Below are 15,385 nucleotides of genomic sequence, written 5' to 3'. Positions count from 1 at the left end.
CGCCGGGTGATCACCGGCGGGGACGTCTCCGCGGGAGGCCGCCTCCATCGCCGCCGCCCATCTCGAGGCGACGGGGGACCGGCCCGCCCAGCACGTGCTCGTCGACGAGGGTCAGGACTTCAAGCCGTGCCACTGGCAGCTGGTCCGGGCGCTGGCGGCCGAGGCGCCCAACGATATCTTCATCGCCGAGGACGCCCACCAGCGTATCTACGGGCAGAAGCTGATGCTATCGGCGTACGGGATCCGGACGCAGGGCCGGTCTCGGGGGCTGAAGCTCAACTACCGCACCACGGCGCAGAACCTGGCGTGGGCCGTCGGGGGGCTGACCGGGCAGGAGGTCGTGGATTCGGACGGCGATGCCGAGACGATGGCCGGCTACCTGTCGGCGCGCACGGGGCCGAAGCCGGAGGTGCGGTCGTTCCCGACGCTGTCGGCGGAGCTGGACTTCGCGGCGGACCTCGTCGGCTCCTGGGTGTCTGGTGGTGAGGTGGCGCCTGAGACTGTCGCGGTGCTGGTGCGCGACCGGGTGACCCGCGACCGTGTCGTCGCCGGGCTGGGGGAGCGGGGCGTCGAGGTGAGGGCTTTGGAGGCCGGCGCGGTGAAGCCCGGCTACCCGGTCGCGCTGACGATGCACCGGGCGAAGGGCACGGAGTTCGCGAGGGTCCTGCTGTTCGGGCTGAGCAAGGAGCCGATGGGGTTGAAGGCCTACGACTACGACGACGAAGAGTTCAGCGAAGCGCAGCTGCGGGAACGGTCGCTGTTGTACGTGGCGGCGTCGAGGGCCCGCGACGAGTTGGTCGTGACGTACAGCGGCACCCCGTCGTCGCTGCTCCCAGCCTCCGCCTGAGCGGTGTTGCCACCAGTCCGGGGCCTGGTGAGGGACTGGCTCCCGGCCGGATCTGCCTGGCGATCGGTCGAACAAGATCGCCCGTTGATGTGCTCACGTTTGCTGAGCCCAAGCCCTCACGTTTGTGTAGTTGCAAACTTCATGTCTGCTAGGTTTGATCCATGGTCCTCGACACTCTCGTCCCGCGTAGGGTGGGTGAACTCCTGACGGGGCTGGTCGCGGTGGAACCCGTGATCGCTCTGCACGGCCCGCGCTCGGTGGGTAAGTCCACGGTGTTGCGGAGGTTCGCCGCCGATGCAGGAGGTTCGGTTCTCGACCTGGACGATGTCGAGGTGCGCGAGGCGGTCGAGGGGAATCTGGCCTCGGTCGTCGCTGGTGCGGCACCGGTGTGTGTCGACGAGTACCAGCGGGTGCCCGACATCCTGGATGCGCTCAAAGCGAGACTGAATCGCGAGGGCAGCCTACCCGGAACCGCCGTGATCACGGGATCGACCCGGCAGGACGCCCTGCCCGCAACGGCGCAGGCCCTCACGGGACGGTTGCACTCCCTGACCATCTGGCCGCTGTCCCAAGGTGAGATCGCGGAGGTGAGCGAGAACCTCATCGAGGTGTTGCCTGCCGATCCTGAGGGTGTGGTCGGCCGGATTCCCTCCTCGACGACGACGCGTCAGGACTATGTGGAGCGTGTCTGCGCCGGGGGCCTGCCCTTGGCCCTGCGACGCTCCGGCGCGGCCCGAGCCCGATGGTTCGATGACTTCGTGCGGGCATCGGTCGAGAGGGACGCTCTGGAGCTGAGCCGAATCCGTGAACGACAAGCCATGACCGACCTGCTGGGTCTGATTGCGGCACAGACCGGGCAACTGCTCAACGTCTCTGCTGCTGCTGAGAGGCTCGGCGTCAGTCGAGCCACCGTAGAAGGTCACCTGCGGCTGCTCGAAGACCTTTTCCTCGTGGTCCGGCTGCCAGCGTGGGGCAAGACCCTGCGCTCACGGGTCAGCGTCAAACCCAAGGTCCACGTCGTCGACTCCGGACTGGCCGCCCGGCTGCTTCGACTGACGCCAGACAAGCTCACCCGACTCGACCCGGCATCACTCACCGACTTCGGCCACCTGCTGGAGACCTTCGTCGTCGGCGAGATTCGCAAGCAGGCTTCCTGGCTCGACGAGCCCGTCGCCCTTGGCCACTGGAGGACCAGCGATGGTGCCGAAGTCGACCTGGTCATCGAGTACGACGACGGCACTGTCATTGCGTTTGAGGTCAAGGCCAGCGAACGCGCACCTGGCGGCGACTTCCGCGGTCTCGGTCAACTCCGCGACGCCCTCGGGTCCAGGTTCGCCGGGGGGATCATCCTCACGACTGGAACCCGTTCCTACACCTATGCCGACCGGCTGCACGTCATGCCCATCGACCGGCTGTGGACTCCCGTCACACCCGGGGCCCCGCAATGACTGTCGCAACCACAACATGCCGCGAGGTGTCGGCGCGCCCAGCCTCTTGGCGCTGACCAGCCTTGTGGTCGAGGCTGGGATACGCTCATGCGCCGAAGGCCGCGCGACCCTGTGTGGCGGAGGTACCCAGATCGCTCTTGGGAAGGGCGTGGCGGGCGGTGACGGCCGTAGCCCATGCCTGAGTGGTGGCGACGGGGGCGTCGGAGAGTATCTCTGCAGCCAGGCCGAGCTCGTCGGCGCCCACTGCCGTGGCGATGTCGCAGTTGTTGGTCATGTAGCCGACGATCGTGATGGTGTCGACGTCACGTTCGGCCAACCACCGGGCCACGTCGGTGCCGGCGACGACACTGCCCTTGTCCTTGCTGACGCGCTTCCACGTCGGGTCCATGCGTCGCTCGATCTCGGAGTGCAGCGACCAGCTCACGCTGCCGACGGCGAAGACTGGTGCGCCCTGCGGCAGCTCGTGCTACACGACGACGGGCAACTCCTGCTGCTCCGCCACCTCGAGTGCGGCCACGATGTTGGCGAGCGTCTGCTCGCGCGGCGGGGGCGCTCGCCCGCCGTCGCCCCGAGGTGACGGTGCAACCAGCCGGGCTCTACGTCGACCACGGTGACGTCCTCACCTCGGCCGGCACCGCGTCGGCCATTGACGCCTGCCTGCACATCGTCCGGTCCCAGCTGGGCTCCGCCGCCGCGGCGACCGTCGCCCGCAGCCTCGTCGTCGCGCCCCACCGCGACGGTGACCAGGCCCACCTCGACCACGAGCTCACGGTCGACGATCTCGCGGCACACGCGCGCATGAGCCGTCGCAACTGCACCCACCGGTTCGCCGCGGCCACGGGCACCACAGCGTCATGACGTTCAGGCAGAACTTCAGCGCCACCTACGCGACCACGCCGACCTCCTACCGCCAGCGATTCTCGGCTTCCTTGACGTGACACTCTTCCGGACGGCCAGACCCGGTCTACGGGTCGTCCCTCGCGTGTCCGGGCGTCGCGTGCGCCGTGTGATGTGTCAGGCTGGCGGGGTGCCTGTGCTCACCTTCGATCAGTCCCTTCCGTGGCGCCCGCAACGCGTGCTGGTGGCGGGGACCTCCGGGTCCGGGAAGACGACCTGGGCCTCTCGCATCGCACATCAGCTGGGCGTCGGTCATGTGGAGATCGACGCGCTCTATCACGGGCCCAACTGGACTCCCCGGGAGTCGTTCGTGGAGGACGTCCATGCGCTGGTGGGGGAGGAGCACTGGGTGACCGAATGGCAGTACAGCAGCGTCCGCGCCGTCCTCGCCTCCCGGGCCGATCTGATGGTGTGGCTGGATCTCCCCGTCGCCACCGTGATGCGTCAGGTCACGATGAGGACGCTGCGCCGTCGGCTGCGCCGCGAAGTGCTGTGGAACGGCAACCGCGAGCCGGCGTTGTGGACCGTGGCGACCGAACCCGACCACATCGTCCGCTGGGCGTGGAAGACCCGCCGCCGGACGGCCGAGCGCATCGTCGCGCTGATGAACGAACGCCCCGACCTGCCGGTCGTCCGGCTGACCTCGCACCGTGAGGCCCGCGCGTGGGTCGCCGGGCCGCTCGCGGCGTCGTCGCCCGGAGGCATGGCCTACCAGCGTGAGGGCGCGTAGTCCTTCAGGAAGACGCCGAACAGGTCGTCGCCGGCCTGCCCGCGAACGATCGGGTCGTAGACCCGAGCGGCTCCGTCGACCAGATCCAAGGGCGCATGGAACCCCTCCTCGGCCAGTCGTACCTTCGTGGGGTGCGGGCGCTCGTCGGTGATCCATCCGGTGTCGACGCTCGTCATCAGGATGCCGTCGGACTCGAACATCTCCCGCGCGCTCGTCCGGGTCAGCATGTTGACCGCCGCCTTCGCCATGTTGGTGTGCGGGTGGCCTGGACCCTTGTAGCCACGCTCGAAGACCCCCTCCATCGCTGACACGTTGACCACGTACGCCCGAGCCGGACCCCTCGCCACGCTTCTCGCCGCCTCGGCCAGGCGCGGCCGCAGGCGGCTGATGAGGATGAACGGCGCCGTCTCGTTGCAGAGCTGCACCTCGAGCATCTCGAGCGCGTCCACCTCACCGATGCCCTGGACCCAGCTGTTCGAGTCGTGAAGGTCCGGAACGAGCCCTCCCGCGTCGATCGCTGAGCCGTCGGCCAGCCTCGCCAGCGACGACGAGCCCGGTGCCAGCGCCATGTCTGTCAGGCGCTGGGCGTTGCGGGCGGCGGCCTCGGCATCCGCGTGAGTTGACTCCGATCCGGTGACCGACGCGTCCACCGCTGCGAGCAGCGGGTGCGCCTTGACCGACTCCGCCAGGGCCAGAGGATGCAGGTCCCGTGCGTGCCCGAACGTCAGGAGTTCCGGACCCCGGCCGTCGGGCCACAGTCCATCAGGGATCGGGATCGACTCGGCGTCGACGAGGGGCGCGTACGCACCAGGCGAGCGTCGCACGGTCTGGGCCGCGTTGTTGATGAGGATGTCCAGCGGGCCCCGTGCGGCCACTGCGTCGGCCAAGGCGATGACCTGGGACGGGTCACGCAGGTCGATGCCGACCACATGGAGCCGATGCAGCCAATCGGCGGCGTCGGGCATCGCCGCGAAGCGTCGCACCGCGTCCCGCGGGAAGCGGGTGGTGATCGTGGTGTGGGCGCCATCGCGCAGCAGCCGGAGCGCGATGTGCATCCCGATCTTGGCCCGGCCGCCGGTCAGTAGCGCCCGCTTGCCCGTCAGGTCCGTCCGCGCCGCGCGCTTGGCGTGACTCATGGCCGCACACGCGGGACAGAGCTGGTGGTAGAACGCGTCCACCAGCGTGTAGCGCTGCTTGCAGATGTAGCAGGGCCGGGCCTTCATGAGCGTCCCGGCCGTCGGCGCCTCGACGCCCGACGTGAGCGCCAGCCCCCGCGTCTCATCGTCGATGCGGTCGGGTGCCCCGGTGGCTGTGCCAGCGACGATCGCCTTGTCGTTGTCCTGGATCGCCGCTCGCCTGACGCCACGGCGGTGGCGCTTGACCGCCTTGAACATCCTGCCGGTGGCCCGTCGGACGGCCACGAAGTCGGGGTGGGCCTCGTCGAGCTCGTGGATGGTGCCCAGGACCCGCAGTGTCGCGGCCAAGTCGTCAGCGTCGACTCCATTGCCGGCCGTCGGCGTGGTGGGTGCTGCAGTGGGCTCGGGCGCTGAAGTATTCGACACGGCGCTCAGCGTACTCAGGGCTTGGCGGTGGGCGCTTCACAGCGCCGTGGTGAGTCGAAGCCAAGGGGCTCGGGCACGGTGTCTGGAGTCACCTCCCTCTGCGCTTGCTAACCGGAGGCGCCGAATTGAAGACAGCACGAGTTTGAACTTCCGCATCTGCCGATGTGTGAGCCTGCGATCTGTCTGATTCATGCCGTGCTAATTGACTGATTCAGACCCTGCTTCTTGTATGGTTCGGGCATGGAGTATGCGCGCCGGATTCTTGATGACGAGTTGGATGAGCTGTTCGGGCAGGTTCCGGCGATCGCGGTTGACGGGGCCAAAGGGGTGGGGAAGACCACGACTGCTGAGCAGCGGGTTACCGGAGTGGTGCGGTTGGACTCGAAGGCTATTCGTGAGTCGATCGCCGCGGAGCCGGAGCAGGTGTTGGGGCGTGGGCGTTCGCTGTTGATTGACGAGTGGCAGAAGGTCCCCGAGGTGTGGGACGTCGTGCGCCGTGCGGTGGATGCTGATCCGACGGGCGGGCAGTTCCTGCTGGTCGGCAGCGCCTCCCCGGCGCCGGGGGCCACGGCGCATTCCGGGGCTGGTCGGATCGGTCGGTTGCGGATGCGTCCGATGACCTTGTCCGAGCGGGGAGTGACGCAGCCCACGGTCAGCTTGCGGGGTCTGCTGGGTGGAGGCCGCGGACCCCTGGCCGGGTCCTGCCCGCTGACCTTGAGCGACTACGTGGAGGAGATCGTCGCTTCGGGTTTCCCGGCGATGCGACGATTGGTGGGGAGGTCGCGGCGGTTCCAGCTCGACTCCTACCTGCACAACGCAGTTGATCGTGACGTCCCGGAACAAGGGCTGGCGGTGCGGAAGCCTGAGGCGATGTTGACCTGGTTGCGTGCCTACGCCGCGGCGACGGCGACCACTGCGAGCTACGCGCAGATCCTGGATGCCGCCACTCCCGGGCAGGGCGATAAGCCGGCCCGCTCCACGTCGATCGCTTACCGTGACGTGTTGTCCAGTTTGTGGCTGCTGGACCCGGTGCCGGCGTGGGCGCCGACCGGGAGTCTGTTGACCCGGCTGGGGCAGACGCCTAAGCATCATCTTGCAGACCCGGGGCTTGCCGCGCGTCTCCTCGGCCTCAGCCGTGACGCTCTGCTTGATGGCGTTGGCACGTCGGTGGGTCCGCAGTCGGGCAGTGTTCTGGGTCACCTGTTTGAGTCGTTGGTGACCTTGTGTGTCCGGGTCCCGGCGCAGGCGGCGGAAGCCTCTGTCGGTCACCTGCGTACCCGCAATGGCGACCACGAAGTCGATCTGGTCGTCGTCCGCGACGACGGCCGAGCCCTGGCGGTCGAGGTGAAACTGGCCAACACCGTCACCGACCAGGACACCAAACACCTCCACTGGCTGGCCGATCGCATGGGCGACAAGCTGCTAGACGCAGTCGTGATCAACACCGGGCCAAACGCCTACCGGCGTCCTGACGGCATCGCTGTGGTCCCCCTCGGACTCCTCGCGCCGTGACTGGACGACGTCCGGCTCTGCCGCGAGGTTGTCGTCGGAAGTCTGGATGGCCGGACCGTTCGAGGATGGACTTCCGCTTCACCCGATCGCAGACGTGGTGATGGGATTGTCTGTTCTCTTCGGATTTTCCTTCCCCTTCATCGTGCTTCTGGTCGCCTCTGGCGGGTGGCTCTATTCGAACGGTGACAAAACGGTACGCCTTGTGACCGTGCTGGGCGTGCGGGTTCTCCAGGCGAATAGCTCGAGATCGCGGGCGCTGTTCAACATACCTGGGCAGGGGTTGTAGGCAGCTCTCAGGAACCCGGAACGTCAGAGCCTCCGGTTAGGTGCCGGGGCGAGGGTTTCGTCCAGCCTTCCGGTCGGCTTTCGGCGCGCGTCGGTCGTCGCTAGAGGCGCCGAATGACCCGCTGCCGCGATTAGGATTCGGCGGTACCAGGGGGTGATTGGGGTGACTGCGGTGGATCCTCACGACGACTCGCTGTGGAGATGGGTGCTGCAGCACTACCGGTTCGACCCTGAGCGGAACCAGCGACGCTGGGTGGTCGTGGCCGCCTATGACAATGAGGCCGAATTCGAGGCTGCGCTAGCTGCCCACAGTCGACAGCTCCGTGACGAGATCGATAACCGAGACTGCGACGGGCAGGAGCAGGTGGGTGGCGTTCTCTGGCATCCGGGATATCACGCCGAACAGGCCCGCGGACGACTGGCGGGGGAGGCAGCCCGTCACGGTGTCGATCCGCGTCCGCTGCTCCAAGACGGTCCGCTTCCCTCGAACGTTGCCGTCTTCGGCTGGGACGCGGACGGGCAGGCATTCTCGCTTGGCGGAGACGAACCTCCGTCCCTGCCTGCGGACTGAGATCCGTCGTGACCGAGCGCGTTCACATCGAGAGCGGCCGTCGACGCTGCGGTGCGGCTACCCCGCGCAGATAGTCTGCAAGTTCGTCTGAGAGTCCTGCCACTCGGCCGTGGCGTCGGTGAACTCACTCATCGCACTCATGTCCAGCTCGACGTACACCTTCTGCATCGCGTCGCGCAGTGACGCGAGGTCGTCGCGGACGGCGCTGGCAGCTGCCTTGACCTCGGCGTTGGTGACGGTGCCCGCGACCGATTCGTAGGCCTCGACCAGTGCAGACCAAGTGTCGACGGCGCTCTGTGGGTCAGTGGTGGCGACGGAAGCGATCTCTGACATCTTCTCGCTCGCCTCTGCGATCGGGCCGGCCATGCTCATGCATGCCTGGGCCACTGACTGCTCCCCGCCGACGGCAGCGTCGGTGCTCGTCGCCGGTGCGGGGGCGGGCTCAGACGAGGGGACAGCGTCGGCCGTGGTCTCGACGGGGGCGGCGGTCGTTGCCGCGTCGGCGGGAGAGGCGGGGGTTGTGTCGGTCGGAGTTCCGGAGCAGGCGGTCATCGCGAGGGCTGCCAGAACGGCGAGAACGGGAGAAACAATGCGGCGGTTCATGGGCTTCCTTTTCCGCGGAGGTCATGCCCCTCCATTGGGGCTTGACGAGAGCATAAACCTGTGCGGGATCAGAAGAGCTCGTAGGTGGGGAGGGTTGGGGGTCGTCAATCCGTCCTCCAGGCCGGTCGAATCACTCGCGCCGCCACACTCAGAGTCGGGCTTTGCTGACCTGTCTGGCGGGGAACGACGAGTCAGGCTTCGAGCCGATGCCTCTGCAGTGCTCGGGCAATGTCGTTGACCGCCATGAGTCTTCCGTTGGCCCAGTCCATGACGAACAGTGCAATGCCACTTGCGTTGGCGAACTCGATGGCTCCACTCGAATAGCCTGCAGTGGTGAAGAAGAGTCCGCGGCGCCCATCCAGACGTACAACGCCAGACAACTCGCGGATGGGCGCCACTCCCACGTTGCTGGAGAAGTGCTTCACCTGGGCGATGTAGCGGGAGGAGGTGACATCAACGCCGCCGTCCCCACGGAACCGGGTGACCTCAGCATCGACTGCACCCAGCGTTCGCATCCAATAGGCAGCGAGATGCTCAGCAGCCCGGGGGGACATAGCGGTGGAGCCCTGATTGTCGTCGAAGAACCTGTCCTCTGAGACGACAGCCGTAATCGCAGGATCAGCCGTTGTCGATCCCACTTCGCCGAACGACTGGAGGGCACCCTCGTAGGCGGCACCCAGCAACGATTTGCGCAGCTTGCGGATCCGCCTGCTGGCCCGCCAGCTTGCCACCAAGTACAGAACCCAGCTCAGCACCGTCACCGAGGTCAGAGCAACCATTGCCCAGCCCAGGGCCTCCAGCGGGAACTCGCGGCCGACAGCTGGCATCCACTCGGCGTCGCGGAACGTGACCAATCCCACACGAAGGCCTGCCGACGCCAGCGTCATCATCACCAGAAGGACCGTCGCGTTCCTGTGCTGAGCGGCCTCTCGCTCCAGGCGTGCGTCGCGCGGGCGAATCTGGGGGCCGATCTCACGCCGGACGGCATCGAACAAGTCCTGGTCCGAAGCTGCAAAATGGCGATACCGACGTCCCACCTGACGTCCCGCTTGATATGCCGCGTTCGGGGAGTACATGGCCAAGAGCCTCTCACATTCGGAGCGCACACGCGGCTCTCCCGGAGCCCGTTAGTATCTGCTCCGTGGTTGCGGAAGAGAGCAGTTCCGCGGCGGGTAGCCGCGGGGGAGAAGCTGACGATCCGTCAACGCGTCGAGATAGGGAGGCCGAGCCGCAATGACGTCGAAGCTGAAGCGTTGCGAGTCGTCGTGTCAGGACCCGTGACTCCGCTTCCGTCGCAGGCGCGGCAACACCACTGATCCAACGCGACGCGAATTCAGCGCGGCGTGGTCTTAGCATCGCGTCGGGTGGGAGGGTTCCACCCGACGGGGAGCACCACCTCATTGCGACGGCGGAACCACGGCGTCCAGGGTGGATCAAAGCGGGCGAACAGTGGCGGCCCGCTGACCTCGAGGCCGGCCTGCTCCACCGCGCCACGAAGCTCGTTCAACTGCAATTCGTAGACGTGCTCCGTCCAGCGGCCGGTGAAGCTCCTCACCGCGGCCACATGGGCGGGCACCTCGCGAACGTTGATGCGCGGGTCGGCCGGGGTCGGCAACGTGTCGAGCGTGAACTCGGCGGGCATCACGAAGGCCACGACGTGTCGGCCTGACTTGCCGCCTGGTTGCTGGACAACGGGTGAGGTCATCTCGATCGCGGCCGACGCCTGCTCCTGCAGCACCGGCGCGGTCATGGCGACCTTGCCCCGGGTGCTGTTGCGGCCGGAGATGTAGGCCACCAGCACGCCGAAGGCCTCGTTGCCCGCGCGCGTGAACGACGCGTCCACCCCGACCTCAGCCACCAGGTGGGCCGGGTAGCGGCGCACCTCGAAGTCACGGAAGCTGCTGAGGACGTCATAGGGCTGCTCTTGCGTCATGCCACAAGCGTTCCACCTTACTCCAACGAGCGGAGCCGGCAGGAGTCAGAGAATGGGGGACTGCTGGAACAGATAATCGAGTTCGGCCACGGGCACGCTCTTAGTCGCGACGTCGGCCAGGTCTGCATCGATTGTGACGAGGGCGTCGGCCTGGAGTCTTGCCAGCGCGATGTACTCCGCGTCGCGGATGGTGAGCCGGCCGTGCTGCCTCGCGATGTCCCACGCCGTGCGGCGGCTGACGCGATCGTTGAGGAGCCGGAGCTTGGTTTCGGTGAGGCGCTCGTGCAGCGCGAGGGCCCGCTTCTCCGTGAGGTCCCCGGCGTCGACCCTCGCCAGCAGCAGGTCCATGACCTGCGACCGGATCGAGGCGGGCGCCACCAGTTGATGCTCGGCTGCCACGGATCGGCCGCTCTCGAGGACGTGCAGCAGAGTCTTCGCATCGACGACGAACCTGGCCATTGGTCGACTATAGGCCTCCCGAGGCCAGCAAATGAGCCCACGACGCCGGTCGGTGGCGAACCGACGAGTATGGCGCACACACAAGCTGAACCGGATCTGGCGGCATCGGGAAGCCGCAGAGCTGGCCCTGGTCCTGGTCTCGGCTGGCAACTGCGCCGTTCCCGGCACGGGATGGAACGAGGCCGAAATCAGCCACGACACCGCCCCCAACAGTTCGGCGGCCGCCGACGCCGCCCACCAGGCACTCAAGTTCTGCATCGACTGCCCCGTGATCAACGAATGCGCCCAGTGGGCCACCATCGACCGCTACACCGGGGGCTGGCAGCCGGCAGCGCTTGGATCCGCGGCCAGGAGTACGACCCCAATACCACCATCAACAACCCCCGGCCCAAGACCACCGCAGCCTAAGCCGTTTCGGCGACGTCGACGTTGATCACCGGGATCTTCAGCGAGACCTGCACCAGCACGCTGCCGGAGAGGTAGATCTTCACCCGCGCCATCAGGCCGTCGGCCTCCATCTTGGCGTCGAGGTCGACGCCGGCCTTCAGCCCGAAGCCCAGCGCGGGCCCGAACGTGTCGTAGAGCATGAGCTTGGCCATGACCTCCAGCCCAGCGGATTCCCGCACCTGGCCCTGGAAGATGGCGTCGCTGTCCATGACGGGGTCGCCGAACTTGGTGGCCCTTTCGTTGATCGCGGCCCACTTACCGTCCCGGTAGGCGAAGCCGATCTTGAACCACGCCTCCGAGACCTGCGTGAAGCCGAGGTGGAAGGCGGCAGACATCGCGACGTTCGCGCGGATCGTGAGGTCCACGTTGAACGCGATCACCACCGCACTCGCGGCCGCCATCGCAGAGGGACTCGCCTTCGACGCCGTGTTCGCGGTCACCGACGCCGGCGCCATCGGGGCCTTCCGGGCACTCGGGGAGGCTGGCCGGGTCATGCCCGACGACGTCCAGGTGGTGGGCTTCGACAACCTGGCCCTGGCGCCGTACCTGGTGCCGTCGCTGACCACCATCGAGCCCGACAACGACGCGATGGTCGATGCGGTCTGCGAACTGGTGCTCACCAGCCTCGGACTGGATGCTCCGGCCGCGACCGGGGATCGTGGCCGGGTCAGGATGCCCACTGCCCGCATCGTTCGCCGCGAGTCCACCAGGGGCCCCACCCGAGCCTGAGCACCGGCCCCCGGCCAGGGGGTGGGCGGTGGCAGGTCGTCCCCGGCCGTGATCCGTGCGGCCTCCACCCGTCCCTGTTCCACGCAACCCTTGACGGCCGAGGTTGATCGGTATACCTTCACTCATGTTCCCGGTAACATAGCGGTTGCTCCGGGGCCCCGAAACAGGCGAAGGAGCTTGTCAATGGTTGATCGATATCCACACCCCGTGCGCAGGGCGATGACGGCCATCGCCGCACTGGTGGTCAGCTGCTCACTGCTCGGGACGGTTGCCTCGGCGCAGGACCCGCAGGATCCGAAGAGTCACACCAGCGCCGACAACGGTGACGGCACCTACTCGGTGCCGCTGTTCAACGCGGACGTGCCGGACATGAGCGTCGCCAGGGTGCCGGCGGCGGAGAACTCCGAGGGCCGCGACGTCTACTACATGCTGAGCACGACGATGCACCTCAGCCCCGGCGCCCCGATCATGAAGTCCTACGACCTCGTGAACTGGGAGACCGTCAACTACGTCTACGACCGGCTCTCGATGGGCGACGCGTCGTCCCTGCGCAATGGCGAGAACTCCTACGGCGCCGGCCAGTGGGCCGGTTCGCTGCGCTACCACGACGGAAAGTTCTACGTCGGGTTCAACACCAACAATGTCGGCGGCGCCTACATCTTCGTCACCGACGACATCGAGGACGGTGCCTGGACGCGGATCGCGCTGGGCCACGGCTACCACGACATGTCGCTGTTCTTCGACGAGGCCGACGGCGGCACCCCCTACATCTTCCACGGTGCCGGCCGCACCAGCGCCGTGCAGCTCAGTGACGACCTCACCGAGGTGGTGGCCCAGTACCCGGACATCGTCACCCACACCGACTTCGCCGACGAGCCGGCCATGACCCCCGCCTACGAGGGCCAGCAGGTCTTCTTCTTCGACGGCTACTACTACGTGCCCACCATCACCTGGCCCCCCGGCGGCGGCCGCCAGGTGGTCCTCCTGCGCTCCACCGAGCTGCTCGGCCGCTACACCGCCGCGGACGGCGGCAACACCTACGAGGCCAAGCAGGTGCTGGACTCCGACGGCTTCGCCCAGGGCAGCCTGGTGCCGGTCACCACGGACGGCCAGACCAGCTGGCACGGCTTCTTCTTCCGCGACACGTTCCCCGTGGGCCGCATCCCGGCCCTCATCCCGGCTACGTGGCAGGACGGCTGGCCGACGTTCGGTGACAGGGGGCGCGTCCGCGTCGGTGACAGCTTCGACCACCTCATCACGCTGCCGCCGGAGCTCGCGGCCGCCCAGCGGCTCAAGAGCGTCGTCGCCTCCGACGACTTCCGCAACGATGCACCCCACAAGCCATTCCGCGACGAGCAGTGGGACCTGCCGGCGGCCCCCGAGGTCGACGAGTCCCTCATCGGGGTGGAACTTCTCGGCAACGGCGACTTCGAGAGCGGCGAGGTAGCCCCGTGGGCGGTGCAGTACACCGCAGACCTGGAGGTGGCCGCTGTCGACGGCTCCCAGGTGCTGGCAGTCTCCGGACGCGTCAACAACGGCTCCGGCCCCGGCCAGGTGCTCGACGGCAAGGTGCGAAACGGCGTGACCTACTCGTCGTCGATGCGCGTGCGCTACGACGAGGGGCCCGACACGATGCGATTCATCATCGGCCTCAGCTACGGCGGCGGCATCAAGCAGGCTGCCAGCGCCGTCGCAGTGAGGGGGGAGTGGACTGACGTGGCGGGCCAGTTCGCCGTCCCCGACGGCGACGATGTGAGCGACATCACGCTGGTGGTCGAGACCCCCTGGGGGCCGAACCAGACGCCGGCCGACCAGGTGGACTACCTGGTCGACGACATCTCCTTCATCGGCCGGGCCGGCGTGGTGGAGCAGCCGGTGGAGGCGGAGTACGCCCACAACGGCTCGAACCTGGACCTGGCCTGGCAGTGGAACCACAACCCGGACAACCGCTACTGGTCCCTGACCGAGCGCCCCGGGTGGTTGCGCCTGACCAACGGCCACACCGTCACCGGGACCGCCGTCTACAGCAAGGCCCCCGAGCGCGAGCTCGCGTACTTCGAGGAGGCCCGCAACACCCTCTCGCAGCGCACCTTCGGCCCGAAGGCCTCGGCCGAGATCGCCATGGACGTCTCCGGGATGCTGGACGGCGACGTCGCGGGCCTGGCCACCTACACCCGCAGCTTCGCCTACGCGGGCGTGAAGCGCGTCGACGGCGAACTCACCCTCGGGGTGGTGCAGCGGCTCCAGCCGTTCGCCGACTCCTTCGACCAGGACGCGGCCGAGGCCTTCGTGCCCGGCACCACCGTGGCCCTGGGCGATGCCGAGGTGGTCCACCTCAAGGCCGACGCGGACTTCGAGAGCAGCCCGGGCCAGCTGTGGGTGCAGTTCCGCTACTCCCTCGACGGCCAGCAGTGGCACGACCTGGGCAGCCCGGCCGGCCCGCTGACGATGGACTGGAGCCTCTCGCACTTCATGGGCTACCGCTTCGGCATCTTCAACTACGCCCTGGAGAGCACCGGCGGCCACGTCGACGTCGACCACTACCTGCTCAGCGGGACGCTCAGCTCCGATGGGCTGGAGCTGGACCGGGCCCTGCTGGACGACTCGATCGCGGCGGCCGCCACCTTCGGGGAGTCGGACCTGGCCCCGGACCAGTGGGAGGAGCTGCAGGCCGTCCTCGCGAGGGCACGGGCCGTGACCACGCCGTCGACGCAGAACCAGATCGACGCCCCGGCGCTCGAGCTGGCGGCGCTGCTGGCCCAGCTGCGCGTCGACGCCGCCCCGGAGCCCAGCCCGTCGCCGACTCCGACGCCCACGCCCACCCCGAGCCCGTCGCCGAGCCCCTCGCCGACGACGTCCCCGAGCGCGCCGCCCACGCCCGGCGGCTCCACCGGCGACGTCTACGACACCCCGGGCTTCCACCGGGTGGGCGGCCGCACCTGGCAGACCACCTGCGAGCCCTACTCGCAGACCCTGCGGTGCCGCACCGACATCTGGGCCACCACGGTCGAGGCCGTCGACGGCAGGTTCGTCCAGCGCACCGGCTGGACCTTCAACAACCTCACCTACCTGCCGCTGCTCACCAGGCAGGCCTGGGCCGGCAACCCGCTCGGCAACGCCGGCGAGTGGACCTCCGACGAGGGCCGCCGCTGGCGGACCGAGTGCGACACGGCCGCCACCGGCCGCGGCGGCTGCCGCAGCTACATCTGGACGGACCTGGTGGTCTCCCAGCAGGGCGCCGACGGGGTCTGGCAGCACCGTGCCAGCCAGGACTGGGTGTTCAACAACATGGTCCGTTTCCGCAACTGAACTGAGTGATGGTGGGCGGGGTCCAGGTGGCCCCGCCCGCCACCACCGGTGGG

General features: G+C 68.0%; 16 protein-coding genes. 9 read left to right on the top strand and 7 right to left on the bottom strand.

Going from position 1 to position 15,385, the window contains the following annotated elements:
- The first annotated feature begins 94 nt into the window (after positions 1-94).
- Together RPIT_RS07355 and RPIT_RS07350 are read left to right on the top strand one after the other, a co-directional pair.
- Positions 95-847: a 3'-5' exonuclease gene (locus RPIT_RS07355; RefSeq protein ID WP_226996368.1), complete on the top strand. Its 753-nt coding sequence runs from the start codon at positions 95-97 to the stop codon at positions 845-847.
- Between the two features lie 161 nt (positions 848-1,008).
- The gene (locus tag RPIT_RS07350) at positions 1,009-2,295 is read left to right on the top strand and encodes an ATP-binding protein (protein WP_077341964.1); all 1,287 of its coding nucleotides are present in this window, start codon (positions 1,009-1,011) and stop codon (positions 2,293-2,295) included.
- 85 nt (positions 2,296-2,380) lie between these two features.
- Here RPIT_RS07350 and RPIT_RS07345 read toward each other — a convergent pair whose 3' ends face one another.
- The gene (locus tag RPIT_RS07345; protein ID WP_218121660.1) at positions 2,381-2,719 is read right to left on the bottom strand and encodes an isochorismatase family protein; all 339 of its coding nucleotides are present in this window, start codon (positions 2,717-2,719) and stop codon (positions 2,381-2,383) included.
- Positions 2,720-2,868: 149 nt separating this feature from the next.
- On the opposite strand from RPIT_RS07345, the gene RPIT_RS07340 reads away from it, so the two are divergent.
- Together RPIT_RS07340 and RPIT_RS07335 are read left to right on the top strand one after the other, a co-directional pair.
- Positions 2,869-3,153, top strand: a complete 285-nt coding sequence (locus tag RPIT_RS07340; protein ID WP_176789364.1) for a hypothetical protein — start codon at positions 2,869-2,871, stop codon at positions 3,151-3,153.
- A 169-nt stretch (positions 3,154-3,322) separates the two neighbouring features.
- Positions 3,323-3,922: a P-loop NTPase family protein gene (locus tag RPIT_RS07335; protein ID WP_226996367.1), complete on the top strand. Its 600-nt coding sequence runs from the start codon at positions 3,323-3,325 to the stop codon at positions 3,920-3,922.
- Here RPIT_RS07335 and RPIT_RS07330 read toward each other — a convergent pair.
- Positions 3,901-5,484 (bottom strand): SDR family NAD(P)-dependent oxidoreductase, encoded by a 1,584-nt coding sequence (locus tag RPIT_RS07330; RefSeq protein ID WP_077341962.1) that lies wholly within the window; start codon positions 5,482-5,484, stop codon positions 3,901-3,903. The two genes, RPIT_RS07335 and RPIT_RS07330, sit on opposite strands and share 22 nt — an antisense overlap.
- Before the next feature lie 240 nt (positions 5,485-5,724).
- Here RPIT_RS07330 and RPIT_RS07325 point away from each other — a divergent pair, with 240 nt between their 5' ends.
- The 3 genes from RPIT_RS07325 to RPIT_RS07315 all read left to right on the top strand — a co-directional run bounded on the left by RPIT_RS07325 (position 5,725) and on the right by RPIT_RS07315 (position 7,852).
- Positions 5,725-6,996, top strand: coding sequence for an ATP-binding protein (locus RPIT_RS07325; RefSeq protein WP_077341960.1), 1,272 nt, complete (start codon positions 5,725-5,727; stop codon positions 6,994-6,996).
- Positions 6,997-7,042: 46 nt separating this feature from the next.
- Positions 7,043-7,282 carry a hypothetical protein gene (locus RPIT_RS07320; RefSeq protein ID WP_077341958.1) on the top strand — a complete coding sequence of 80 codons (240 nt, stop codon included), beginning with the start codon at positions 7,043-7,045 and terminating at the stop codon, positions 7,280-7,282.
- 171 nt (positions 7,283-7,453) lie between these two features.
- Entirely contained in the window at positions 7,454-7,852 is a 399-nt protein-coding gene (locus RPIT_RS07315; protein ID WP_093665107.1) for a hypothetical protein, read from the top strand.
- 57 nt (positions 7,853-7,909) lie between these two features.
- Here the strand turns inward: RPIT_RS07315 and RPIT_RS07310 are convergent, their stop codons facing one another.
- The 5 genes from RPIT_RS07310 to RPIT_RS14965 all read right to left on the bottom strand — a co-directional run bounded on the left by RPIT_RS07310 (position 7,910) and on the right by RPIT_RS14965 (position 11,659).
- On the bottom strand, positions 7,910-8,455 hold the full coding sequence (locus RPIT_RS07310; protein WP_077341954.1) for a hypothetical protein: 546 nt from the start codon (positions 8,453-8,455) through the stop codon (positions 7,910-7,912).
- 191 nt (positions 8,456-8,646) lie between these two features.
- Positions 8,647-9,531, bottom strand: coding sequence for a restriction endonuclease (locus RPIT_RS07305; protein WP_077341952.1), 885 nt, complete (start codon positions 9,529-9,531; stop codon positions 8,647-8,649).
- Positions 9,532-9,788: 257 nt separating this feature from the next.
- Positions 9,789-10,388, bottom strand: a complete 600-nt coding sequence (locus RPIT_RS07300) for an SOUL family heme-binding protein (protein WP_077341950.1) — start codon at positions 10,386-10,388, stop codon at positions 9,789-9,791.
- A 45-nt stretch (positions 10,389-10,433) separates the two neighbouring features.
- Positions 10,434-10,847: a type II toxin-antitoxin system VapC family toxin gene (locus RPIT_RS07295; protein ID WP_176789363.1), complete on the bottom strand. Its 414-nt coding sequence runs from the start codon at positions 10,845-10,847 to the stop codon at positions 10,434-10,436.
- A 404-nt stretch (positions 10,848-11,251) separates the two neighbouring features.
- Positions 11,252-11,659, bottom strand: coding sequence for a hypothetical protein (locus RPIT_RS14965; protein ID WP_143028299.1), 408 nt, complete (start codon positions 11,657-11,659; stop codon positions 11,252-11,254).
- On the opposite strand from RPIT_RS14965, the gene RPIT_RS07285 reads away from it, so the two are divergent.
- Both RPIT_RS07285 and RPIT_RS07280 read left to right on the top strand, forming a co-directional pair.
- Entirely contained in the window at positions 11,649-12,023 is a 375-nt protein-coding gene (locus RPIT_RS07285) for a substrate-binding domain-containing protein (protein ID WP_226996366.1), read from the top strand. The genes RPIT_RS14965 and RPIT_RS07285 overlap by 11 nt on opposite strands.
- Before the next feature lie 183 nt (positions 12,024-12,206).
- Positions 12,207-15,332: a beta-xylosidase family glycoside hydrolase gene (locus tag RPIT_RS07280; protein WP_218121659.1), complete on the top strand. Its 3,126-nt coding sequence runs from the start codon at positions 12,207-12,209 to the stop codon at positions 15,330-15,332.
- Positions 15,333-15,385: the final 53 nt, after the last annotated feature.

The sequence above is a fragment of the Tessaracoccus flavus genome (assembly GCF_001997295.1).
In the GTDB taxonomy this organism is placed as follows: domain Bacteria; phylum Actinomycetota; class Actinomycetes; order Propionibacteriales; family Propionibacteriaceae; genus Arachnia; species Arachnia flava.
Note: the sequence above shows the minus strand (reverse complement) of the source record. Positions and strands in the feature narration are given on the sequence as shown.